Below are 24,636 nucleotides of genomic sequence, written 5' to 3'. Positions count from 1 at the left end.
TTTAAGAAACTCTTTCCAAAGTTTCTCTTAGTTTGTCAATTTCAAATGGTTTCCATAAAAACCCGCTAAAATGATTGGTTTCATAATTTTTTGAAGTTACCATAGTATCTGCTGTTAATGCTATAACTGGTGTTTTAGTATTTAAATTCTCAGTAGTTTTTATAATTTTGGTAACTTCTAATCCATTCATGTCTGGCATGTGAATATCCATTAAAATAATATCATAAAAGTTTTCTTTTACCTTTTCTAAAGCAATTTTTCCATTCTCAACATGTTCCGATTCTATTTCCCATTTAGCGAGCAGCTTTTGAAGTAAAACAGCATTTATAACTGTATCTTCAACTATTAATACTTTTTTACCTTTTAAATTAATGTTTTTCACAACTACTTTTTCTTCAATTAAATGACTTTCAATCAATTGTTTTTTAGGAACTTTTAATTTAAAATAGAAAGTGGTACCTTTTCCAACTATACTTTTAACTTTTATCTTACTATTATGTAATTCTATTATTTTCTTTACAATAGCAAGACCTAAACCAGTTCCTCCTTGTTTACGAATTAAAATAGGTTTTACTTGAGAAAAACTTTCAAAAATTTCATCTAAATTTTCTTTTGAAATACCTTCTCCAGAATCATTTACTTCAAATAAAATTGTATCCTTTCTAGGGGTTGATTTAATCTCATTGATTTTTAATTCAACACTACCTTTATCGGTGAATTTAATTGCGTTACTAATTAAATTATTTAAAACTTGTGTTAATTTCGTTTCATCTAAGTCATACGAATTTTGATTTGGTATTGAACAACTCAGTTTTAAACTTAAGCCTTTTTCTTCAGCTTGTATATCATAAACACTTACAATGCTTTTTGCTAGTTTAGCTAATTGAACAGGAGCAATCTCTAATTTTGATTTATTTGAATCTAGTTTTGTAAAATCTAATACATCATTAACAATTTTAATAAGATTTGAAGAAGCAAATTTTAAACTATCTAATAATTCTTTTCCTTCACCACTTATTTCATCATTTAATAGTTCAACAATAGAAGTTATCGCATTTAAAGGTGTTCTAATTTCATGACTCATTATGGACAAGAAATCTTGTCTCATTTTTATTGCTTTGGCCTCATCTTGATTTTTCTTTTCAAGTAATAATTGTTTTTCTTTATGAAGCTTAGTCTCATTTTTTAAGACTTCCATTTTAGAAATTAATTCATAATTTTCAATTACTTTTAAAGTTTGAGAATTAATTACTGTCTCCTTTTCCTGTTGATAGCGTTCAAAATAATCCAAGGCTAATTCATGTTCATTCTTAGCTTTATAAATGAGATAAACCAACTTTTTAAGTTTAATTGTAGACATTGCTAATTTAAGAGAAGTAGCAATTTCTAAACCAGTAAATGCAGTTTCTAGAGCTAAATCCAAATCGTTCTTAGCATAATATAACTCACCTAACTTTGTATAAGTCATAGCTCGACCAGTATTCTCGCCTGTTTCATTATGAATTTTTAAAGCTTTAAAATATAACTCCTCAGCTTTTTCATATTCTTTTAAATAAAAACAAACTTTCCCTTTACCATATAAAGCATAGGCCATACCTCTTATATCATTAGTAATTTTTTTTTGTTCAATCGATCGATTAATAAAAGCCATCGCAAATTTTAATTTGCCCTTTTTAGCAAGAATGCCAGATATATTATTGTAAGCATTAGATTCTAAATTAAAATCATTTATTTTTCTTGCATTTTTAATAGCACTATTATATGATTTTAAGGCTTTACTTTGATCGCCAATATAGCCATAAATAGTTCCTAATGATTTTTCTGTTCGAGATTGGTTGTAATAATCTCCTACTTTTTGATATATTTTTAAAGCATCTATAAAAGAAATCAGTCCTAAATGGTATAAATTTGTTTTGTAGTAAACACCCGCCAAACTATACTTAGCATCAGCGATACCTTTTTCATCTCTTAATTTTGTAAAAATTATTAAAGCCATCTTAGAATAAACTGCGGCTTTATCCATTTCACCAATAACCATGTAGTACAATCCTAACTGACTATAACTTTTAGCCAATAAAGGTTTACTCCCTATTTGAGAACTTGAGTCTAACGCACTAATTGTTAATGCAATACTCTTTGGCAGGTTACTAATTCTAATTTGATGAGCTTCATCAAGCAATAAAAGTATTTCTTTTTCTCTTTTATTTACTTTCAATCGGTTTAACATTTAAGCAGCATTGGGACAATAAATGTATGAAAAAAATAATATAAAAAAATATTTTTTATATTATCCATAATAAAACAGGTTTTTGTACCTGTTGCAACTGATTATCAAGCTTTTCCATAAATTCATTTGAAACTGCAGGACAACCCCAACTTAAAGGGCTATATTTTGGATAAATCTCTTCGTTTTTAACTGCATCCCAAGAATGTAAAACCACAACTCTTTTAACAGCAGTATTATTTGTTTTTTCTAAACCAAGCATCCAATATTTAACATTTATTCCCCAAGAACTATAATCTCTTTTTCCTATTTTATATTTTCCATCCATAGAACAATGACTATCATTTCTTACATCAAACTTTACTTTTTGCCACTTTTCAGGATTTTCTTCAAATTGATCACAACTACCATGTGTAACTAAATTTCTATCTGTAATTTTTTGCTGTTTGAAATTATAAATAAAAAAACGATTCTTACCAGAATGTTCATTTAAATCTACTAAATAATAATAAGTTTCATTAAAGTTATTTTTTTCAATGAAAGCTTTAGCTTCATTATGATAATTAGAATAATCTTTTACTAACTCTTGCTTTGTATTTTCTACAGTATTCTTATCTGAAATCTTTTTATTATTACAGCAGAATAATGCGATAAGGCTAATAAATAATATTTTTTTCATTCTTAAATTAAATTACAATGGTAATATTAAAATATAATTTAAACCTTTTGCGTTAAATTTTGTCTAAAAATTACATAAAGTCTTTTAATCATGAATATAAATACACTTTAATCACTTCAATTAGGATTTTCTAATAAGCAAAGTCTTTTAATTGAAAATTAGGTTTAAAAAAGTATTTAGAATAATCTTTTATTACAAAAGACGACACTACTTTACCTGTATTTTAGAGAACTAAATAGTTGAAAGTTAGTATAAAAAACAATCCTCTAAATGATTATTTTAATTAATCTAACTAAAAACTAATTCTTTGCTTATATTTGCGCCCCTTAAAAATGGAGTATATGTCGAAGAATGAAATAATTAAAGGTGTTTTCTTAGTTGGATTAGGTGCAACAAGTTATGGAATGCTAGCAACTATAGTGAAACTAGCTTATCAAGACACAGAAAAATTTACTACCGCAGAAGTCATAACTGCACAATTTATATATGGAATAATTGGAATGCTTTTGATTAATTTATATCAAAAAACAACTACAAAAGGGCCAATAGTAAGAGCTACTTCTAAGAATATTTTTAATTTAATGTTGGCAGGAACATCATTAGGAGCCACTAGTATTTTTTATTACTTATGTGTAAAATACATAGATGTATCAATTGCTATTGTTTTACTAATGCAAACCGTTTGGATGGGAGTCATTGTAGAATGGATTTTAGATAAAAAAGCACCTTCAAAACAAAAAATAATAGCTGTAGTCGTTGTTTTATTTGGAACTATCTTAGCTACAAGTCTCTTATTTAACCAAAATGCATTCAACTGGACTGGATTTGTATGGGGAATGCTTGCGGCTGCTTCTTTTACTACTACTATGTTTACAGCTAACAAAGTAGGATTAGGACTTTCTTCCGCACAACGCAGTTTATATATGCTTTTAGGAGGAGCAATTATTGTATTGTTTTTTGGACTTTACACACAAACTGATGTTTTTAATCTATCTATTTTTGGTAAATATGGCATTTTGTTAGCCCTTTTTGGCACTATCATTCCTCCTATGCTAATGAATAGCGGCTTCCCGAAAACAGGCCTTGGATTAGGAAGTATTGTCTCTTCATTAGAGCTACCAGTTTCAGTTTCAATGGCTTATTTTCTTCTAAATGAAAAAGTAATTCTCTTACAATGGACAGGTATTGTGTTGATTATTGCAGCAATTGTAATTATGAATATCAATTTCAAGAAAAAATAGCTTTTTTAGAATGTTTTTTGGTACATTCGAAATAAAATACCTTTCTATGGATTTACCTTGGCATCAATATGTAATGGGATTACTATACATTCTAGCTGGTTTGAACCATTTTAGACAACCTCGATTATATATCAAAATCATTCCACCTTATTTTAAAAACCCAAAATTATTAAACCAATTAAGTGGTTTAGCAGAAATAACTTTAGGAATACTAGTTAGCATTACATTTTTAAGTACTTATGCTGCATGGGGAATTATTTTACTTTTAATTGCCATTTTTCCAGCTAATTATTATATGTATAAAAATGATAGTGTAGCTTTAGGGTTGCCTAAATGGCTTCGATTACTTCGATTACCATTGCAATTATTTTTAATCTATTGGGCATATCTATATACATAAAAAAGTTTTTTTAAAAACAAATAATTTTACTATTTTTAAAGTATGTTAGATTTATTTCCAAACGAAAAAATAATTTTAGATTTACCAGATGCTTTATTTGAGTATTACCCAAACTTTTTATCTGAAGAGAAAACAAATCTACTTTATGACAAACTGCTAAATGATACTCCTTGGAAACAAGACTCAATTACAGTATATGGGAAAACGCATTTACAACCAAGATTAACTGCCTTATATGGAAACGAAGGAAAACCATACTCTTATTCAAATATTGTAATGCACCCTCATCCGTGGAATTCTACTTTAATGTTCATAAAAAATGAAATTGAAGAAATATGCCAATTAAAATTCACCACAGTTTTATTGAATTTATACAGAAATGAAAATGACAGTAATGGTTGGCATTCTGATAACGAGAAAGAATTAGGTAGAAATCCTATTATAGCATCATTAAGTTTAGGAGAAAAACGACTATTTCAATTAAAGCATATTGATAAAAAAGAAGCAAAACAAAATATAATACTCAACAATGGGAGTCTTTTAGTTATGAAAGAAGGCAGTCAACTTTATTACAAGCACCAACTTCCAAAATCTACTTCTCCTAAAAAGAGCAGAATAAATTTAACATTTAGAACAATTATCTAATGATTTTTAAAAAAAATGAAGCAAAGTTGGTTATATATTAAGAAATTTTTAAAAATGTAATATTTTATTTTTTTTCTCATTTTTTTTAGTAATATTGAACTATATAACACTAATAAATTTATAGATTAATTTTTCATCTGATGAAAAAAAGAAAGATTTCAGAATTAGACAATCAAACTATTGAACGAATTGTCAGTATGGCTCAAGAGGAAAAAAAACCTTTTGAAGTCTTAAAAGAAGAATTTGGAATTTCAGAAAATGAAGTTACAGAATTAATGAGAAACAAATTATCGAAAGATAATTTTGAAATTTGGAAAAAAAAGGCAGCTTCAAGCAAACCTAAACCAAAACCTTTAAAATTTGATCCTCTACAAGACGATGATTTAGATAGTAAGTATTACTTTAAAAATAAATTTGATTAAAAACTAATGCTCTTCCGAAAAGAAGAGCTTTTTTTATAAAAAATGTAACGAAACCATCAAAAAGTCGTCATATAAAAATATCAATAAAGATTTAAATGAAAAAAATAATTTTAACACTTGCTGTCGCAAGCTTTGTTTGGAGTTGTAAAACAACTCCATCTTCTACAAAAAAAGACGAAGTTAATGTATCAATCGACTTAGTAAACGTTACAGACGATAAAGTTATGGTGTCTATAGATGCTCCAACTTTTACTTCTGAAACCACTACTTTTTTCATACCAAAAACAGTTCCTGGAACTTATTCTGAAGATGATTACGGTAGATTCATTGAAGATTTTAAAGCACTAGATGCTTCAGGCAATGGATTAAAAGTCACAAAAATAGACGTGAATTCATACAAAATTGATGAAGCAAAGAAATTAGCCAAAGTAACCTATTTAGTAAACGACTCTTTCGATACTGAAGGTGGTGGTGGATTTGGAAAAAGTGATGATGTATTTTCTCCTGCAGGAACAAACATAAAAGCTGGAGAAAACTTCATGCTAAACACACATGGTTTTGTTGGATATTTTGAAGGCAAAACAGAAACTCCTTATACTTTAACAATTACACATCCAGAAAATTTATTAGGTGTTTCTGCCATGATCGATTTAGACAAATCGAATAGTACTGACATCTTTCAAAGTTCAAAATATGCAACATTAGTAGAAATGCCTTTGATGTATTCTAAACCAGATATTACTACTTTCATGGTAGATGATATGGAAATCATCATTAGTGTTTACTCTCCAACAGGAAAATACACAGCAAAAGACATTACTCCTAACATGGAAGCAATGATGACTGCGCAAAAGAAATTCTTAGGAGCTTTCAACGCTACTAAAAAATATGCTATTTTACTTTATCTTTCCAATTTAGATGAAAAAGATGCAAAAGGTTTTGGAGCTTTAGAACATCCAACATCTACAACTGTTGTAATGCCTGAAAAAATGGAATTAGAACAATTAAAAGAGCAATTGAAGGACATTGTTTCTCATGAATTTTTCCACATTGTAACACCATTAACGGTTCATTCAAATGAAATTCAATATTTTGATTTCAACAACCCACAAATGTCTGAACACTTATGGATGTATGAAGGTGTAACTGAATATTTTGCCAATCTTTTCCAAGTAAACCAAGGTTTAATTGACGAAACTGAATTTTATGAAAGAATGTCTGATAAAATTCAGCAATCGAAACGTTTAAATGATAAAATGAGTTTTACTAAAATGAGTAAAAACGTTTTAAAAGAACCTTACAAAGATCAATATATTAATGTGTACCAAAAAGGAGCTTTAATTGCAATGTGTATTGATATTTTAATTAGAGAAAACAGTAATGGTCAAAAGGGAATTTTAAACTTAATGCAAGATTTATCAAAAGAATTTGGTACGAAAAAAGCATTTAAAGATGAAGAATTATTTGCTACAATTACTAAATTCACATATCCAGCAGTTGGAGAATTTTTAAACAAATATGTAGCAGGAGAAACTCCTATTCCTTATGATGAATATTTTGCAAAAATGGGAGTTACACCAGCTGAAATTGAAGTAGAAGGAAATCCTTTCTTGAAAGGTGGTCAAATTCCTTATATCACTATCGATCAATCTACAAAAGAAATCATGATTATTCCTAGTATAGAACTAAACGAATTCATGACTAATCTAGGTTTAAAAGGTGGTGACAAAATTCTTGCTGTAAATGGAACAAATTATAATTTAGATAATATTTATGATTTGGTAATAGGAAGCATGGGTTGGAAAGATGGTGATGCAATTACTATGAAAATTAAAAGAGACGGTAATGAGCAAGACATAAAAGGAACCATAAAAATGCCAAAAGAAAAACGTGAAGGCTATCAATCTACAGATAATAGCAAGAAAACAGTTAGAGAAGCTTGGTTAAAAGGCTAATCCTTTTTTATAATAAAAACAGTAATCCTCAAAGTAGTTCCTATTTTGAGGATTTTTTTGTTATCTAATTAATAAAATCAAACATTATATCAAATTAAACTTTTTTTTGATGTTAATCCATTTTATTATCATCTTTGCGAAATAGAATTAACTAAATAAAAAAATTAAATGAAGAAGTTATTACTTTTTGGAGTTGGATTATTAACACTAATTGCTTGTAACAAAAATGAAACTCCTGAAGGAAGTTTACACTTAACAGGAAATGTAAAAGGACTAAGTCAAGGAAAATTATACGTTAAAAAAATTGAAGATACTACTTTAGTAGTTTTAGATAGCATTATCATTAAAGGAGATTCTCACTTCGACACAACTATACCTCTTAAAAATCCAGAAGTATTATATTTGTTTTTAGATAGAGGACAAACCAATTCTGTTGACAATAACTTAAGTTTTTTTGCTGAACCAGGAGAAATGAATATTGAAACCACTTTAAAAGAATTTTATGCTTCAGCAAAAATTACAGGTTCGAAAAATCAAGATTTATTAGTTGAATTTAACAGTTTTAAATCAAAGTTCAATGATGAAAATCTAGGATTAATTGAAAAAAGAATTCAAAACACAACCAACTTTAATCAGCAAACGGCAGATAGTATTGAAGAAGCTTATGCTAGATTACTAAAAAGAAAATACCGTTATACGGCTAATTTTGCCACTACTCATGGAGAATATGAAGTAGCACCTTACTTAGCGATTACAGAAATATCAGATATTAATGTAGTGTATTTAGATACTATTGCCAAACACATGAGCAGACAAGTAGCTGCGTCTAAATATGGTAAACTATTGAGAAAACACATTTATGATGTAAAAAAAGAAACGCTTAATTCTAACAAATAGAAACGCTTGCAACAACTATAAAAATCATGAAAAAGCAACACATTCAGACTTTAGCGATTCATGCTGGTGAAAAAAAAGGAAAGAATACCGATATTATTCAACCCATTCATTTATCAACTACATTTGAAAGAAATGAAGATAGCACTACTGGTGAATACATTTACACTCGCGCAGAAAACCCTAATAGAATAGCTGTTGAACAAAAAATGGCTTCTATAGAAGGTGTAAAAACAGCTATTGCCTTTGCTTCTGGTATGGCTGCTATAAATGCTCTATTTGATACTTTATTAGAACCTAATTGTCATATTCTAATTCCAGATGATTGTTATCATGGTACACGACAATTGCTTGATAATTTCTTCAAACGTTGGAACGTGCAATCAGAAATGGTTGATATGACTAATGTTACTAATATTGAAAAGAGAATACAACCTAATACTAAATTAATTTGGATAGAAACTCCTTCTAATCCACAATTAAAAATCACTGATATTGAAGCAGTAGTTTCATTAGCCAAAAAGAAAGCAGTAGTAACCGTTTGTGATAATACATTTGCCACACCCATTTTACAAAAAACATTAGAAATAGGAATCGATTATGTTATGTATTCGTCCACAAAATTTTTTAGTGGTCATTCTGATATTTTAGGCGGTGTGGTTTTAACAAATAAAGAAGACGAAGTAAGTCAAAGCATTAGAAACTATCAAAAAATGGCTGGAGCAGTTCCTTCACCATTCGATTGTTGGCTTCTAAATAGAAGTTTAGCTACTTTTCCTTTACGTTTTAAAGCACAATGTGAAAATGCTACGACAATAGCGCATTATTTAATCACACATTCAAAAATTGAAAAGGTTTTTTATCCTGGATTAACTTCTCATGAAAATCATGAAATAGCTAAAAAACAAATGAAAAATGGCTTTGGAAGTATTATTTCTATTTTAGTAAAGGGCAATCAAGAAAAAGCGTTACAATTTACAAGCAAACTACAGATTTTTAAACACGCAACCAGCTTAGGTGGTGTAGAAAGTTTAGTAGAACACAGACGAAGTGTAGAAGGTATAAACCCGATAAGTCCAGAAAATTTAATTCGCTTATCTATAGGAATTGAATATATTGAAGATTTGATTGCTGATTTGGAACAAGCATTAATGTAATTAAATTCAGGAAAAATATTTCTTAATAAAATCAATAATAATAAATTTAAATAGTTTTATCAGAAATAAGGAAAAGTGCATTTTGTATTTTAATTGAAAAAAAATCTTGCAAAGAGCGAATAGGTCTCTCATTGAAATGATTTAGAAAAATACTAAAGACTTATATAGTTCTAATATAAGCACTATTTTCTTACTTAAAAATCAAAATACCTCAATCTCCTATTACTTAAGAATAATAGTCATTTTTATTCCAACCAAGTATTCAAACTATCCTAATCCTACATTCTCAAAATTCATTCTTTCTCAAATTTCATACGCTTATTTTGTATTTTCCTTGGTTCATTGTTTTTAGGTTGTTACTAGATCACTATCATAGTAGTTTTGGAGTATCAAAATAAATGTATAACCAAAATTATAAAACAATGAAAAGAGAATTAGTTTTTTTAAGAACATTTGCCATCGCAACAGCAGTAGGAACCATTTTACTTTCAACTAGTGCTTTTAAAAAAAATGGTAACCAAAAATTTAGCGAAATAGACGTTGAACGCATTAATATCATAGAGAAAGACGGAACAGTAAAAATGATTATTACTAATGTAGATAAATTTCCAAATGGGAATACAATTATCAACGGAAGAAAAACCAATGAAACAAGAAAAAAACGTTCTGGTATGTTATTTTTCAACGAAGATGGTATTGAGTGTGGTGGATTCATTTATGATGGTGAGAAAAAAGAAAACGGACATAGTTCTGGTTTATCCTTAACCTACGATCAATATAATGGTGACCAAGTAATGCAATTGCTAAACCAAGATTATCAAGAAGGAGATAAACGTTTTGTAAGCACCAGCTTGGTTTTTAATGATAGACCCGCAAAAGAAACACAAGAACAAAGTGCTGAAATATCCAAAGAACTAGAAGCACTTCGTAAAGAAGATCCTCAATTAATGCAGAAAAAATACAAAGAATATCAAGAGCAAGGTTTAATAGGTGGCGCTCCACGAGTAATGCTAGGAAAAACTAGAAGTCAAAATAATGGACTGTTTTTATTTGACGATAAAGGAATGCCAAAAGCTATGTTTTATGTAGACAAAAACAACAATGCTAAACTTGATTTTTTTGATGATAAAGGTGAAGTTATTGCTTCTTTCCCAAATAACAAATAAAAGAATTAAAATATAAATAGCGCTATTTAACTTATAGCGCTATTTTTGTAACTATAGAAAATTAATAAAATGCATCATATTCTTAACAAAATCAGGACACACAAGTATTTTTTGTTATTTATATTTTTATTTGGTTATGCCCAATCTGTCCAAATTCGCTTTTTAATAAGACGAAAAATCAGTTGGTATCTATTTACTCCTGAAGCTGCTGTCACGAAATTTATTAGTACTTGCCTGTTCTTTTTAATTATGTTATTTCTAATTAAAAAATGGCAAAAAGCAATTACTTTTAATATAAAAGAAACCTTAAAAATCTTTAGCACTTCGTTACTTTTACATGTAATAATCTTACAATCTTTGGGATTATGTATCTCCTTTCTATTTGATAATGTAGAGCGAAATTTCAATTTAGAAGTACTTACTCATTCTTTAGTTTCAAACTTTATGGATGCTTTAATTTATGGAAGTTTCTTTTTAGCATATTATTATTATCAGAAAAATAGAAACTATCAAAACCAAATTTCAACATACAACGAAGCACTTTCTGAAAATAAGATAAACCAACTCAAAACACAGCTTAATCCTCATTTTCTATTCAACAATCTCAATGTTTTAGACCAACTCATTGAAGAAGACAAATACAAAGCGTCAGATTTTTTAAATGAATTTGCAGAAATTTACCGTTATGTGTTAGAAGTAAGCGATAAAAAATTGGTTACACTTACAGAAGAACTTTCTTTTGCCAAAAGTTATTTTTCACTCATGAAACACAAATATGGGAATGCATTTCAATTAGAAATTAACCCAAAAACCAATAATAATACCTTTATTGTTCCTCTCACATTACAATTACTTTTAGAAAATGCAATCAAACATAATTTGGGAACCGAAAACAATCCAATTGAAATAATCATAAAAATTGGAGAAAATATTATCGTTTCCAACAACATTATTAAGAAACAGAACCAAAAACTCACATCGGGTAGAAGTTTACAAAATCTTAAGGAACAATATCTTTTATTATCCAATAAAGAAATAGAAATCAACCACAAAAAGGAAGCATTTACTGTTACTTTACCCTTAATTCCATTCCATAAAAATGATTAAAGTACTTATAATTGAAGATGAAATTCCAGCAAGGAAAAAACTAAAACGATTCTTAGAAGAACTAAACGAACCTATTACTATCGTAGGTGAAATAGGAACTACTGAAGAGGCAATTACATTTTTAGAATCTAAGCCAACACTAGATTTAATTCTATCTGACATTGAACTTCTAGACGGAAATGCTTTTGAAATTTATACAAAAGCAAAAGTTACTTGTCCTATTATTTTCACTACAGCTTATAATCAATTTTTAATGGATGCTTTTGAAAGTAATGGAATTGAATATTTACTAAAGCCTTTCTCATTTGAACGGTTTAAAAAAGCTTGGGACAAATTTTTATTATTACGAAAATCAGACGTTTCAGAAAGCGATTTAGTTACTAAATTAAATCAAATTATAAACCAGCCTAATACTTTAAAAGCAGCAAAAAAAAGATTCTCCATACATACCAATAAAGAAATTTATTTTATAGAAACTGAAGATGTTTTATTTTTCACTGCCGAAGAAGGAGTAGTATTTGCTATAGATAGCCATTCTAAAAAACATTTATTAACACAAAACACCTTAAAAGAAATTGAAGAGGTAATAGATAGTTCAAAATTCTTCAGAATTAACAGAAGTGAGTTAATAAACAAAAAACACATCGCTAAGATTGAAAAATATTCCAAAAACAGTTTAGCAGTAAAACTCTCAGGATATGAAAAACATCTTGTAACAAGTCAAAGCAATACAAAGGCTTTTAGAGAATGGGTGGAAGATTGAAAATGAACAAAAGCAAATTTATATTAGTATAAAAAGCTACTTTACAAAAATTATGATACCATTAGAAGGACTAAAAAAATACATAAACCAACCTTATCCCTATTACTACTCTGGAAAAAAACTGATAGAGATATCCTTTGTTCTTATTACATTAGCATTCATATTCAATTATTTTGTTCAACCGTTTGAAATGAATAAAACGGAACTAAAATTATCTTTTTTTTGGGTAGCTTTGATTCATTCTATTAGTCCATTGCTAGCCATAATACCTGTTGCTATTATATTTACAAAAAGCCATTCTTCAATAGAAAACTGGAAAATTAGAGACGAACTTTTTGTAATCTTTACAATGCTTTTTCTCACAGGTAGTGTTCAATTTTTATTACGTGATATACTTTACAACAACCCTAATAATTGATCTTGGCTCTATTTTTATGAAGAAATAACCAATACTTTATTAATCGGTTCTTTACTAGCAAGCATTGTGGTTTCTATTAATTTAAATCTTCAATTTCTTAAAAATAACGAACAAGCTTCAGCGTTTAATTTAAAATTGAAAGAAAAAAAGTTAGAAATTATTAATTCAGAAATAACAATAGAAACCGAACTTAAATCTGAAGCTTTTAAACTTAAAATACAGGATTTTGTTTTTGCCAAATCTGAAGGAAATTATGTCGAAATTTGGATTGTTGATGATTCATTAGTTAAACCTCTTTTAAAACGAATAAAACTTAAAGATTTAGAAAGCTTTCTTCATAATTTCCAAAATATTATCAGAACACACCGTTCCTTTCTTTTAAATAAGAATTACATTGAAAATATAAGTGGCAATGCACAAGGATATAAAATTAATTTAAAAAATTGCAAAGAACTTGTCCCTGTTTCACGAAATTATCTCAATTCATTTAATACACAAATGAATCTTTAATAGCTCTAAAACTTGTTTTTCATCACAAAAGCTTGTCAACTACACCATTCTTTTTTACAATCATTTTATTCTTATGATGTTTGTCAAAAAATAAAGAATGGAAAGAAGATACGACTTAGACTGGCTACGAGTAATTGCTTTTGCACTACTAATTTTTTATCACATAGGAATGTTTTTTGTCCCTTGGAATTGGCACATTAAAAACAACATCATATATGAATGGCTAGAATATCCAATGATTTTTTTAAACCGCTGGAGAATGCCTTTACTATTTGTAATTTCAGGAATGGGAACTGCACTATCTTTGGGCAAAAGAAAACCATTACAATTTACTACGGAAAGAATCTTTCGATTGCTCATTCCGCTTATTTTTGGAATGCTAGTGATTGTTCCTCCACAAGTATACATTGAACGTATTGCTCATTTACAATTTACAGGTAATTATTTTGATTTTTGGCCTTCGCATGCATTTGAAGGAAAATATCCAGAAGGCAATTTAAGTTGGCATCATTTATGGTTTTTACCTTATATCTTAATTTATTCCTTACTATTATTGCCTGTTTTTCTTTTTATAAGAAGAAATGAAAATACTAAGATAATTCGGATAGCAAACAAATTAAGCGAAACAAAATTTGGATTATATTGGTTAATTCTTCCTTTGCTTCTTATGGAGTGGTTTCTAGACCCTTTTTTTCCAGTAACTCATGGATTATTTGATGACTTGTTTAATTTCTCTTATAATTTAGTATTATTTTTATATGGCTTTATCTTGATTTCAATTCAAAAATCCTTTTTTAAAGCGGTACAAAAACATTATAAAACGAACTTATTAATAGGGATAATTTCATTTTTAATATTTCTCTCTATTGTACAAAATTTTGAAGATGGTGTTTTCATACATTTCACTGAAGCAGTTTTTAACCAATTATACATGTGGTCATCGCTATTAGCATTATTTGGAATAGCCTCAAAATATTTAAATAAGAAAAGCAATCTAGTTCTTTATTGTAATAGAGCTGTATATCCTTTTTATATACTTCATCAAACAATCATAATTATTATAGCTTATTGGCTTATGAATTCTAATTGGAATTTATTGGTAAAATTCACATTACTAATAACAGGTACATTTATTACTTCTTGGATATTATATGAATTCCTGATAAAAAGAATTAAAATTTTAAGAATTGTAATGGGAATAAAAGAAAGAAAATAACGGATTAAATTCGAAAAGTTATACTAATAAAAAAAGGAAAGTTTTCACTTTCCTTTTTTTTGAGCCGATGGAGGGACTCGAACCCACGACCTGCTGATTACAAATCAGCTGCTCTAGCCAGCTGAGCTACACCGGCAATTCTAAAAGATAACTTATGTCTTATTTCGTACAGTATGTTACCTTTATTGCGGTGCAAATATAATTTTGATTTTTATATTTGCAAAAGAATTTCCGCTTTTTTTTGTTATTTTTTTTAATTTAATTTGTTGATTTTTTCAACTATTTGATTTGCAGTAGCTTCGTATTCTTTACGAATTTGTTTAAAATGAGCTTTATTGTTTTCAACGTCTTTTTGATTCATTTTTGTAACTAAAGCATCATAGTTCTCATAGATTTCATCAATAATTGCATCTGTAGTTTCTGTTGGCTTTCCACCATTTGTCATTTCCCACACGTAAACAATATTTACTAAATCCCCTAAAACGTAGTTGATTTCTTTTTTCAAGTTTTTAACGCTTGCCATTTTTTATTTATTTAAAATTTGATGCAAAATTAAACAATATATTCTAATGATAATGAATTAAATAGAAATTTCTAATATTGTAGCGATTCCTTTTATTTCAATTGTGGCTATACTTGCTGGTAATAAGATAGTATTTCCTGCTTTTATAATGAAAAATTCTTCTTCATAAACAAACTCAAATTGACCTTCTGTACACATTAAAACGGTAAAAGCTTCTTGTTTCTTTTTCCAAGAATAATTCCCCTGTAAAGGAACTACATTCGTTTTAAAATAAGGACAATCAACAACTATATTAGATTTATTTTCAAGAGCAGAATATTCAATTTTTGAAGCTGTTTTACTATAGTTGATGGCATCAAGGGCTAATTCAGTATGAAGTTCTCTACTTTTTCCATTGGCATCTACTCTATCCCAATCATATATGCGATAAGTTATATCACTCGTTTGTTGAATTTCTGCAATAACAACTCCTGCTCCAATCGCATGAATAGTACCTGTTTCCAAAAAAAACACATCTCCTTTTTTTACAGGCATTTCATTTAAAAGCGAAACTATGGATTTGTTTTCTAAATGATTTAAATACTCTTCTCGATTAGAATCTTCTTTAAAACCAACTACTAAACGGGAATTTTCATCGGCTTGCATCACATACCACATTTCGGTTTTCCCAAGAGAGTTATGTCTTTCTTTAGCTAATTCATCATTTGGATGTAATTGAATAGATAAATCTTCTTTAGCATCAATAAACTTAAAAAGAAGTGGAAATTGATTACCAAAACGCTCTACTACAGATGTTCCTAAAAATTCATTAGGTGCTAGAGCAATAAGTTCGTTTATGTTTTTACCTTTTAAATCACCGTTACTCACAACACTAACGTCATTTGGCACAGTAGAAATTTCCCAACTTTCACCAGTAATTTCAGATGAAATAGGCTTATTAAGATAAGTTTTTAATTTGGTTCCTCCCCAAATGCGTTCTTTAAGAATAGGTTCAAATGTTAATGGATAAAAATTCATGTTTTCTTCAATTTACAGTACAAATATGAGGAAATTATCTTAGTGAGATGATAAATTACGCTGTATTGCTTTTTTTATATATTAGTTTGATAAAATAATATAAATACTAAGGAAAGCTACTTCATTTCTCGAATAGCATTTAATGCAACAGGAATATGATTAGTCGCTTTCATACTATTAAAAATAGAAACGACTGTTCCTTCTTTATCTACTATATAAGTAACTCTCCCAGGAATAAGACCTAATAAATTAGTAGGTACATTAAAAAGCTTTCTAATAATCTTGTCTTTATCTGATAATAAGATAAAAGGAAGATTATACTTTTGAGCAAATTTTACATGCGATTTTTCAGAATCTCCACTTATTCCTATTACTTCTGCTCCCAAATCTTTAAAATCCTGATATTCATCTCTAAAACTACATGCCTGAGCTGTGCAACCAGTTGTGTCGTCTTTTGGATAAAAATAAATAACAGTAGGTTTACCTAAGTGCTCACTCCAATTAAATGTAGCTCCGTGCTGATCTTTTGCTGTAAATTCAGGAACTTGGTCTCCTATTTTTAATTCCATTTTAATTCCCTTTATAAGTTACAAAATTACGAGGTGTTTCATATAAAACAACTTCCATATCCATATCTGAATCAATGAAAGGTCTTAGTTTACCCCAAATAACAACCGCAATATTTTCGGCTGTAGGATTTAAATTAGTAAAATCAGGAACATCTAGATTTAAATTTTTATGATCAAAAGCATCTTCTATATGTTCTTTAATCAAATCAGATAATATTTTTACATCAATTACAAAACCCGTTTCCTGATTTATCGTCCCTGTAACACTAACAATTAATTCATAATTATGACCGTGATAATTAGGATTATTGCATTTACCAAAAACCTTATTATTCATTTCATCTGACCAATCTTTCCTATACAATCTATGAGCTGCATTAAAATGTGCTTTTCTAGAAACCGTTACTTTCATTTGATTTTAAAATTTAGATTTTGGAATACCAATTTTGGAAATTTAAAAAACTAAAAAATCCTTTTGTTAAATTTTATGATTCTCTAAATAGTGGTAAAATTCATCAAAGATAATTTTAAACCAAACGGTATAAAGAGTAGGATTATTAATCATATCTTCTTTAATATCTTCAATTTTCATCCATTTCCAATCTTCTACTTCGTCTTTATTAATAATAGGTTCTTCATTATATCTACCTATCATCACATGATCTAATTCATGTTCCGTTAAACCATTATCAAAAGGGGCTTTATATATAAAATGAAAAAGTTCTTTTAAGTCTGTTACAAAACCCATTTCTTCCATTAGGCGTCTTTTACCTGCTACTATATTAGATTCACCAGGTCTTTGATGACTACAGCAAGTATTAGTCCATAATAGTGGAGAATGGTACTTTAGAGCAGCTCTTTGTTGTAACATAATTTCATTTTTATCATTTAAAATAAAAACGGAAAAAGCTCTATGCAACAAAGCTTGTTCATGAGCAGCTATTTTTTCCATTAAACCTATTGCTTCATCATTTGTATCCACTAAAATTACTTTTTCTTCTCTCATAGTATAAATTAATGTCTCAAAAATACGAAAAAAAGTTTGGCTTATAGGCTACTTTTTGAGTTTGTAACAAGATTAACAATTGTGTAATTAGAAAATTTACTAAATATACTCCTCTACTATTCTAATATCCAAATTATACTGGTTATCAATTTTTTAAATAATTAACACAAGCTCAAATTATTATTGTATCTTTGTAGTCAAGAAATTTATAAAATCCTACATTATTTACACTTTATTTACTTTTAAGTAGTACTAGACATATAATAATCGCTTTTTCTAAATTTTTATAGTATTCATTTAAAATTATAATTAGTTAATGGCTAGACCTCAAGAAACATTTAACAAAAAAGAGCAAGAAAAACTTCGTGCTAAAAAAAGAAAAGAAAAACAAGACAAAAAAGAAGCTAGAAAATCAAATCCAAAATTATCTGGAGAAGACATGTATGTCTATGTAGATGAAAACGGACATTTAACTAGCACACCTCCAGATCCATCTAAGAAAATAGTGGTTGATGTTGAAAGTATCGAAATAGGAATTCCTAAAAGAGAAGATGTTGAAGAAGTAGATACAGAAAAGAAAGGAATTGTAGATTTTTATGACACATCAAAAGGTTTTGGTTTTATAAAAGAACTAGATTCAGACAATAAATTTTTCTTCCATGTTAAAGGTTTAATTGATGAAGTAAAAGAAGGCAATAAAGTTACTTATGAACTTGAAAAAGGTATGAAAGGAATGAATGCCGTTAGAGTTAAGAAGATATAAACTCATATTTACATATTTTTAAAAATGTCATTAAAGCTAACTGTTTTAATGACATTTTTCTTTTATAATGACTCTTACATTATTAGAAATCTACAGAATGCGCTACTCAACAATAAATAACGATTTTTATTTATTTTTTCCAAATAAACAAAAAATCATGATTTATAGTGATTCTTTGCCTTAAAAACATCCTGTTATTTGCACTTGAATATTTTTAACACTTGCAAAAGTTTTAAAAAATAAATTTCAACAAATAAATAATAACATCTAAAACTTAGAAAAATGATTTACGGAATTACATTAATTATTTTAGGATTACTAGCTGCTCCTTCACTATTACTATCAAAAAAACCTGACGCAAAAGAACTTTTAGAAAAAATAACACCTTATCAAGGTTGGATAGGTTTAGCATTCTGTTTTTGGGGAATTTGGGGTGTTATTCAAGCGGTTTTAAATTTAGGACTATTAACTACTTTTCCTATTTGGTGGATTACTTGGCTTTCATCATCTGCAATAGAAGCTGTTTTAGGGTTTATCCTTGGATATGGAATGATTAATAAACTTGTTTTATCTAAAAACGAAGAAGCAAAACAAAAAGGAGAACAATTATTAGCAAAATTAGCTCCAATACAAGGAAAATTAGGTTTAGCAGGTATCGTTATAGGTATATGGGTAATTGTTGCTAGTATCTTATTTTATGCATAAATAAATTATACTTACACTTTTACAAGTAAACAAAAAAAATCATAGCAATTGCTATGATTTTTTTATTATTCCTTTTTATCTGATTTAGAACTAGAAGAATTAGTAAACTATTTTTTTACTTTTGCGTTTATCAAAAATACTGTTAACTTTATATCTCTATATGAAAAAACTACAACCCTTATTATTTACCTTTATTATTCTCTTTTTTACCAATTGTGAAAAGGAGGAAGTTACTACAGAAACTGAAAACAATTTTATTCCAAATATTACTTCAAGTAAAATTTCTTTTTCTGAATTAAACAATGAGATTGAAACACCAAGAATAAAGACAATTTTACAAAGCGAATTATTTTATACATCAAACAATGATTCTTATTTAAGAACAAGTCAAACGGAACCCACTTTTACTAAAATTCAGAAACCTAGTTTAACTACTTATAGCTTACTTCTTAATTCTTATTCATCGGCAAAGCCTTATTTTCTTAAACTTATTATTACCAAGAATACAAATGAATCAGAAAAAATAGGTTTCTTAAAGTACATTCCAACCACTCCTATAACAACATTAGATATAACCAGTTTTTCTGGTCAAATTCAAATTTTAGATTTAAATTTTGAAGTAACTGCAATATCAGAATATGTTAATGGAGTAAAACAAAATAATCAAAATAAAATAGAAAATGTCGCTAGAGGAAGATGTAGAAATGTTATAGATATTGTAGAGGTTAAATGCAGTCATTCAGGTGAGCATGGTGTAGGAGAATCATGTGCTGCAGGCTATACAAACGATGCACATTTTATGATTTATGTTACTACCACTTGTAACGACCCTTCGGTACCTGTACAAATTATAGAAGACACAGGCAGTACTAGTAATGGAACAGGAGGAGTTTATCCTGCTTCAATTTTTCTTAATCCTTTTCTTAATACATTAACACAAGATGAATTAGTGGTTTATTATTCTAACCCATCTATACAAATATATTTAGTAAATAATCTTATTGTAGTTCCAACTCCTAATTACAACCCTCAACTAGGTGGTGATCCTACAATAGTAGTTATTGAACCAGAAGCAGAAGAGTTTGTAAAACAACTAATCGAAAACAGCGTAGAAACTGGCTTAACTTTTGATGTAGAATTATCTAAAAAATCACCAGCAAATATAGATTTCTCTGAAATTGACACCACAACTCCCGAAGGACAAAAACTAGATTGTTTATATAAAAAACTGACTCAATCTTCAACTTTTACTAATTTATTTGTAAACACCTTTGGAGGAACTCAAGAAAAATTAAATATAAAATTTGAAATTGATGAAAATATGATAGATAATGGAAGTTGCAGAATGACAACTTATACAACTAATGGAGTAGTTACAAAATATACTAATTTCATAAAAATAAATAAAAACAGATTAAATACTGCAACAAATATTGAAAATGCAAGAACAATTATTCATGAACTAATTCATGCCTACTTGAATATTAAAATGGCAGATTGCACTTTAGGCTCAACCATTCCTGAAATTAATAATTTAAACTTTCAGGAATTAATAAATGTTTTCTATCAAAATTTCAATTGCCATATTGATGTTAATGGTTCACCTCAGAGTCAGCATGTTTTTTTTCTTGATTTTATGATGCCAGTATTTAAAACAATTTTATTTGAAGTAAAAGATTTATTAATTAGCTCAAATCATCAAAATGCTCTTACTCAACAGAGTTTTTACAATACAATAACAGAACAAAATGAATCTTTTAATTGGAATGATTTTTTAATAAATATGTGTTTTTCTGGACTACATAATACAGATACTTTTACAAATGAGATTCAATTGAATCAAGGTAATTATGAAAGATACTTATTCTATAAAGATTTAGCAGAAATGGTAACTAAAGACTGTAATTAATTATGAAAACATTTTTTTTCTACATAGCATTTTTTTTGATGTTAACATCCTCTTTCTCACAAGAAGGTGATTATCTGTACATAGATTTTAAAATAAGCGAAAGTCAAAATATAATTAAGAAGTGGTCTTTTAATAAGGATTTCGAAAAATTTACAATAATTAACAAACAAAATGATAGTGTTGTTTTTATAAGTTACAAAGAATCATACATTAAAAGGGAAAAAGTTAAAAAGAATTTAATCGAATTTAATTACAATTTTGACTTTAATTTCATTGACTTTTTTAAGACATTAGAAAATAAAAAGGTAATAATAATTTTAAATGATAATAAGAAATATAGGTACATAATAATCAACGAAATCATACAATATCAAAGAGAACAATCATAATTAATATAGTTACTAATTTATTATAAAGAGCAAGACAATTGACTAATCTATTAGGCAATTGTCTTTTTAAATAATCACAATATGAAAAAAACAATAATGATATCTTTTATTACTTTTTTTTCAATAAGTATTTTAAATAGTCAATCTCTTGAGGCTGTAAAAAAAGCTGATACTTTATATATTTATTTTGATAAAGAACATAAAAATACCGTTAAATACCATGATGCAAACAAGCATATTGATTTTTATAAAAATTATGTAACTTATGGGTTTAATCCACACCCTTCTAGCATTATACTTTTTAATAGTAATACCTACAAAGATTATGATAATATGAGAAAGGGAATTAAAAACGATGAACGAATAGAAAAAAAATCATTTTTAAAGAAAAACAAAGACATTATTTTAGATTATGATTTTTTTGCAGAAAACGGATTTAAAAAAACATTTTTTGCTCTCTATAAGAAAACAATTTATTTAATCGATGAAGACGAAATAAAAGGAAGAAAAATAAAGGTAAAGCAAGTGGATATAAGTTGTGCCACTTGTTTTGAAGAATAATTTTAAAAGGCTAGTAATAATTTACTAGCCTTTTTTTACTTTTACACACAACTTTCTTTTGAAGGTTTACATAATACACCGTGTTTCATAGACGATATAGCAAATAACCCAATTGAATTAAGAAAACACAATAAATACAATGATTATGCAAGAGATTCATCACAAGATTGCCAATAAAACAAAAATATTTATAATACTTTTCATTATTTTATTCTCTAAAGGAATTATATATTCTCAATCTTTAGATCAAATAAAAAATGTGGATACCGTTTATATATATTTTGATAAAAACAAAAAACATTCAATTAGAGAAGACTCCTCAGTTAATGAAAAATCTGAATTCTACAAGAATTATGTTATGTATAGGTTTAATCCTGATCCTATGAATATAATAAGTTTTGCAAGTAATACATATAAAAATTTTGATGATTTAAGAAAAGGTGTTAAAAACGATGAAAGGTTAGAAAAAAAATCATTTTTAAAGAAAAACAAAGATATTATATTAGATATCGATTTTTTCACAGAAAACGGTTTTAAGAAAACATTTTTTGCTATATATGAAAAAGTGGTTTATATAATTGATAAAGATGATATAAAAGGGAGCAAAATAAAAGTAAAACAAATAGATGTAAGATGTTACACTTGTTTTGAAGAATAATATAGAAAGGCTAGTTTTAAGTAACTAGTCTTTTATTTTATAATTTTATGTCTGATCATATGATTCCTCAATTTAAAATTATCCTTTCTGAAATTTTTACAGATTTAATACCTCAAAGCGATATATTAACTTTAAACAATACAGTAATAAATGATTTAAATGGTAATTTTATTGAAAATTTTAATTTTCAACATTTTTATGCCTCACTTGCTTATGAAGGCTTACATAATACATCAAGTTATTTAAGCAACATAGCAAATAACCTATTGAATCAACAAAACACACTAAATATAATCAATATGCGGAAAGTACATCAAAAAGTTGTCAATAAAACACAACTGTTTTTAGCGTTTATTTTTATCTTGATATATTCTAGTAATATATACTCTCAAAACGTTGAAGATATAAAAAAAGTAGACACAATATACATATATATTGATAAGACTAATAAAAAAATAAGAAGGTATCCTGATGCAAATAGGCATAAATCTGTTTTTTTTAAAAATTATATAACTTATGAATTTAATCCTAATAAAATCAATACGATATTTTTTGTTAGTAATACTTACAAAGATTTTGATGATGTTGAAAAAGGGATTATAACTGATGAGCGAATTGAAAAAAAATCATTTTTAAAGAAAAATAAAGATGTTATTTTAGATGTTGATTTTTTTGAAAAAAATGGATTTAAAAACACATTTAACTTACTTTATAAGAAAACCATTTATCTAATTGATAAGGATGAAATAAAAGGAAGAAAGATAAAAGTAAAACAAGTAAGGATGAGTTGTTTTGATTGTTTTGAGGAATAATTTTAAAAAGGCTAGTAATAACTAGTCTTTTTAGTTAAGAGTACTAGTACTCTTTATCTAATTTAGAACTAGAAGAGTTAATGTATTATTATTTTACACCAGCTACCGAACATAATTTTATGTCTCAACATATGATTCCTGTGTTTAAAAATATTCTTTCTGAAATTGTTAACGATTTATTATCACCGAGTGATATTGCCGATTTTAATATTACACCAATAACAGATGCAAATGGAACAGTTATTGAAAACTTTGATTTTATGCATTTTTATAAGTATATTACTTATGAAGGTTTACATAACTCTCAAAGCTATATGAATAACATAAATAATAATCCAATCGAGCTAAGAAAACATTTAGAATACAATAGAAATGGAAGAAATACATCAAAAGATTGTCAGTAAAACAAAAACATTAGTTGTTTTTTTATTTATTTTATCATTCAAAAGTAGTTTGTTCTCTCAATCTTTTGAGTCAATAAAGCGTTCAGACACTATATATGTTTATTTTGACAAAGACAAAAAAAAATCAAATAGAGAAAAAGCTATAACTACTGAAAAATCTGAATTCTATGAGAATTATTTGACTTATAAATTTGACCCTGACCCAACTAATACAATACTTTTCATAAGTAATAAGTATAAAGATCGTGATGATTTAAAAGAAGGAATTAAAAACGATGAAAGAATAGAAAAAAAATCGTTTTTAAAGAAAAACAAAAATATTATTTTAGACATCGATTTTTTTACTAAAAATGGTTTTTTAGAAACTTATTTAGCTATTTATAAAAAGACTATTTATTTAATAGATAAAGATGAAATAAAAGGGAGGAAAATAAAGGTAAAGCAAGTGGATATAAGTTGTGCCACTTGTTTTGAAGAATAATTTTAAAAGGCTAGTTTATCCAAAACTAGTCTTTTTAATTTA

At 27.4% G+C, this 24,636-nt stretch carries 28 protein-coding genes and 1 tRNA gene; 21 read left to right on the top strand and 8 right to left on the bottom strand.

Annotated elements, in window-relative coordinates:
• Position 1: 1 nt before the first annotated feature.
• Both ACULEV_RS03300 and ACULEV_RS03295 read right to left on the bottom strand, forming a co-directional pair.
• Positions 2–2,215 carry an ATP-binding protein gene (locus tag ACULEV_RS03300; protein WP_445457251.1) on the bottom strand — a complete coding sequence of 738 codons (2,214 nt, stop codon included), beginning with the start codon at positions 2,213–2,215 and terminating at the stop codon, positions 2–4.
• 67 nt (positions 2,216–2,282) lie between these two features.
• Entirely contained in the window at positions 2,283–2,903 is a 621-nt protein-coding gene (locus tag ACULEV_RS03295; protein ID WP_445457250.1) for a murein L,D-transpeptidase catalytic domain-containing protein, read from the bottom strand.
• A gap of 341 nt (positions 2,904–3,244) precedes the next feature.
• Between ACULEV_RS03295 and ACULEV_RS03290 the strand changes: the two genes are divergently transcribed.
• The 13 genes from ACULEV_RS03290 (at position 3,245) to ACULEV_RS03230 (ending at position 14,797) form a co-directional block, all read left to right on the top strand.
• Positions 3,245–4,144 (top strand): EamA family transporter, encoded by a 900-nt coding sequence (locus tag ACULEV_RS03290; protein ID WP_445457249.1) that lies wholly within the window; start codon positions 3,245–3,247, stop codon positions 4,142–4,144.
• A gap of 46 nt (positions 4,145–4,190) precedes the next feature.
• Positions 4,191–4,544 (top strand): DoxX family protein, encoded by a 354-nt coding sequence (locus tag ACULEV_RS03285; RefSeq protein ID WP_445457248.1) that lies wholly within the window; start codon positions 4,191–4,193, stop codon positions 4,542–4,544.
• 42 nt (positions 4,545–4,586) lie between these two features.
• Entirely contained in the window at positions 4,587–5,189 is a 603-nt protein-coding gene (locus tag ACULEV_RS03280) for an alpha-ketoglutarate-dependent dioxygenase AlkB family protein (RefSeq protein WP_445457247.1), read from the top strand.
• Positions 5,190–5,329: 140 nt separating this feature from the next.
• Positions 5,330–5,611: a DUF2805 domain-containing protein gene (locus ACULEV_RS03275; RefSeq protein ID WP_445457246.1), complete on the top strand. Its 282-nt coding sequence runs from the start codon at positions 5,330–5,332 to the stop codon at positions 5,609–5,611.
• 95 nt (positions 5,612–5,706) lie between these two features.
• On the top strand, positions 5,707–7,566 hold the full coding sequence (locus ACULEV_RS03270; protein WP_445457245.1) for a M61 family metallopeptidase: 1,860 nt from the start codon (positions 5,707–5,709) through the stop codon (positions 7,564–7,566).
• Between the two features lie 168 nt (positions 7,567–7,734).
• Positions 7,735–8,463 (top strand): DUF4369 domain-containing protein, encoded by a 729-nt coding sequence (locus ACULEV_RS03265; protein WP_445457244.1) that lies wholly within the window; start codon positions 7,735–7,737, stop codon positions 8,461–8,463.
• Between the two features lie 26 nt (positions 8,464–8,489).
• Complete coding sequence (locus tag ACULEV_RS03260) at positions 8,490–9,617, top strand: trans-sulfuration enzyme family protein (protein WP_445457243.1); 1,128 nt, start codon at positions 8,490–8,492, stop codon at positions 9,615–9,617.
• Positions 9,618–10,039: 422 nt separating this feature from the next.
• A complete protein-coding gene (locus tag ACULEV_RS03255; protein ID WP_445457242.1) occupies positions 10,040–10,783 on the top strand; it encodes a hypothetical protein in 744 nt (247 codons plus the stop codon).
• Between the two features lie 249 nt (positions 10,784–11,032).
• Positions 11,033–11,890, top strand: coding sequence for a sensor histidine kinase (locus ACULEV_RS03250; RefSeq protein WP_445457241.1), 858 nt, complete (start codon positions 11,033–11,035; stop codon positions 11,888–11,890).
• On the top strand, positions 11,883–12,653 hold the full coding sequence (locus tag ACULEV_RS03245) for a LytR/AlgR family response regulator transcription factor (RefSeq protein ID WP_445457240.1): 771 nt from the start codon (positions 11,883–11,885) through the stop codon (positions 12,651–12,653). Before ACULEV_RS03250 ends, ACULEV_RS03245 begins: the two co-directional genes overlap by 8 nt.
• 52 nt (positions 12,654–12,705) lie before the next feature.
• Positions 12,706–13,071: a hypothetical protein gene (locus ACULEV_RS03240; protein WP_445457239.1), complete on the top strand. Its 366-nt coding sequence runs from the start codon at positions 12,706–12,708 to the stop codon at positions 13,069–13,071.
• Between the two features lie 135 nt (positions 13,072–13,206).
• Positions 13,207–13,581, top strand: a complete 375-nt coding sequence (locus tag ACULEV_RS03235) for a LytTR family transcriptional regulator DNA-binding domain-containing protein (RefSeq protein ID WP_445457238.1) — start codon at positions 13,207–13,209, stop codon at positions 13,579–13,581.
• Positions 13,582–13,678: 97 nt separating this feature from the next.
• A complete protein-coding gene (locus ACULEV_RS03230; protein ID WP_445457237.1) occupies positions 13,679–14,797 on the top strand; it encodes an acyltransferase family protein in 1,119 nt (372 codons plus the stop codon).
• Between the two features lie 62 nt (positions 14,798–14,859).
• Here ACULEV_RS03230 and ACULEV_RS03225 read toward each other — a convergent pair.
• The 6 genes from ACULEV_RS03225 to idi form a co-directional block, all read right to left on the bottom strand.
• A tRNA-Thr gene (locus ACULEV_RS03225) sits at positions 14,860–14,933 on the bottom strand.
• A 117-nt stretch (positions 14,934–15,050) separates the two neighbouring features.
• Positions 15,051–15,320, bottom strand: coding sequence for a hypothetical protein (locus ACULEV_RS03220; protein ID WP_445457236.1), 270 nt, complete (start codon positions 15,318–15,320; stop codon positions 15,051–15,053).
• Between the two features lie 57 nt (positions 15,321–15,377).
• Positions 15,378–16,337: a type I phosphomannose isomerase catalytic subunit gene (locus ACULEV_RS03215; RefSeq protein WP_445457235.1), complete on the bottom strand. Its 960-nt coding sequence runs from the start codon at positions 16,335–16,337 to the stop codon at positions 15,378–15,380.
• 116 nt (positions 16,338–16,453) lie between these two features.
• Positions 16,454–16,906 (bottom strand): peroxiredoxin, encoded by a 453-nt coding sequence (locus ACULEV_RS03210; RefSeq protein ID WP_445457234.1) that lies wholly within the window; start codon positions 16,904–16,906, stop codon positions 16,454–16,456.
• A gap of 1 nt (position 16,907) precedes the next feature.
• Positions 16,908–17,318 carry a 6-pyruvoyl trahydropterin synthase family protein gene (locus ACULEV_RS03205; RefSeq protein WP_445457233.1) on the bottom strand — a complete coding sequence of 137 codons (411 nt, stop codon included), beginning with the start codon at positions 17,316–17,318 and terminating at the stop codon, positions 16,908–16,910.
• A 66-nt stretch (positions 17,319–17,384) separates the two neighbouring features.
• Positions 17,385–17,912: an isopentenyl-diphosphate Delta-isomerase gene (gene idi, locus ACULEV_RS03200; protein ID WP_445457232.1), complete on the bottom strand. Its 528-nt coding sequence runs from the start codon at positions 17,910–17,912 to the stop codon at positions 17,385–17,387.
• Positions 17,913–18,228: 316 nt separating this feature from the next.
• Between idi and ACULEV_RS03195 the strand changes: the two genes are divergently transcribed.
• The 8 genes from ACULEV_RS03195 to ACULEV_RS03160 all read left to right on the top strand — a co-directional run bounded on the left by ACULEV_RS03195 (position 18,229) and on the right by ACULEV_RS03160 (position 24,594).
• Positions 18,229–18,675: a cold-shock protein gene (locus ACULEV_RS03195; RefSeq protein WP_445457231.1), complete on the top strand. Its 447-nt coding sequence runs from the start codon at positions 18,229–18,231 to the stop codon at positions 18,673–18,675.
• 282 nt (positions 18,676–18,957) lie between these two features.
• On the top strand, positions 18,958–19,380 hold the full coding sequence (locus tag ACULEV_RS03190) for a hypothetical protein (RefSeq protein WP_445457230.1): 423 nt from the start codon (positions 18,958–18,960) through the stop codon (positions 19,378–19,380).
• Positions 19,381–19,540: 160 nt separating this feature from the next.
• Positions 19,541–21,289, top strand: coding sequence for a hypothetical protein (locus tag ACULEV_RS03185; RefSeq protein ID WP_445457229.1), 1,749 nt, complete (start codon positions 19,541–19,543; stop codon positions 21,287–21,289).
• A gap of 470 nt (positions 21,290–21,759) precedes the next feature.
• Positions 21,760–22,239, top strand: a complete 480-nt coding sequence (locus ACULEV_RS03180) for a hypothetical protein (protein ID WP_445457228.1) — start codon at positions 21,760–21,762, stop codon at positions 22,237–22,239.
• Between the two features lie 145 nt (positions 22,240–22,384).
• Positions 22,385–22,897 (top strand): hypothetical protein, encoded by a 513-nt coding sequence (locus tag ACULEV_RS03175; RefSeq protein WP_445457227.1) that lies wholly within the window; start codon positions 22,385–22,387, stop codon positions 22,895–22,897.
• 47 nt (positions 22,898–22,944) lie between these two features.
• Positions 22,945–23,709 (top strand): hypothetical protein, encoded by a 765-nt coding sequence (locus ACULEV_RS03170; RefSeq protein WP_445457226.1) that lies wholly within the window; start codon positions 22,945–22,947, stop codon positions 23,707–23,709.
• Between the two features lie 80 nt (positions 23,710–23,789).
• A complete protein-coding gene (locus ACULEV_RS03165; RefSeq protein WP_445457225.1) occupies positions 23,790–24,113 on the top strand; it encodes a hypothetical protein in 324 nt (107 codons plus the stop codon).
• A complete protein-coding gene (locus tag ACULEV_RS03160; RefSeq protein WP_445457224.1) occupies positions 24,082–24,594 on the top strand; it encodes a hypothetical protein in 513 nt (170 codons plus the stop codon). Before ACULEV_RS03165 ends, ACULEV_RS03160 begins: the two co-directional genes overlap by 32 nt.
• Positions 24,595–24,636 lie beyond the last annotated feature (42 nt).

Source organism: Flavobacterium sp. HNIBRBA15423, assembly GCF_052655965.1.
The sequence above is the reverse complement of the archived record's forward strand: the minus strand, read 5'-3'. Positions and strand labels throughout refer to the sequence as shown.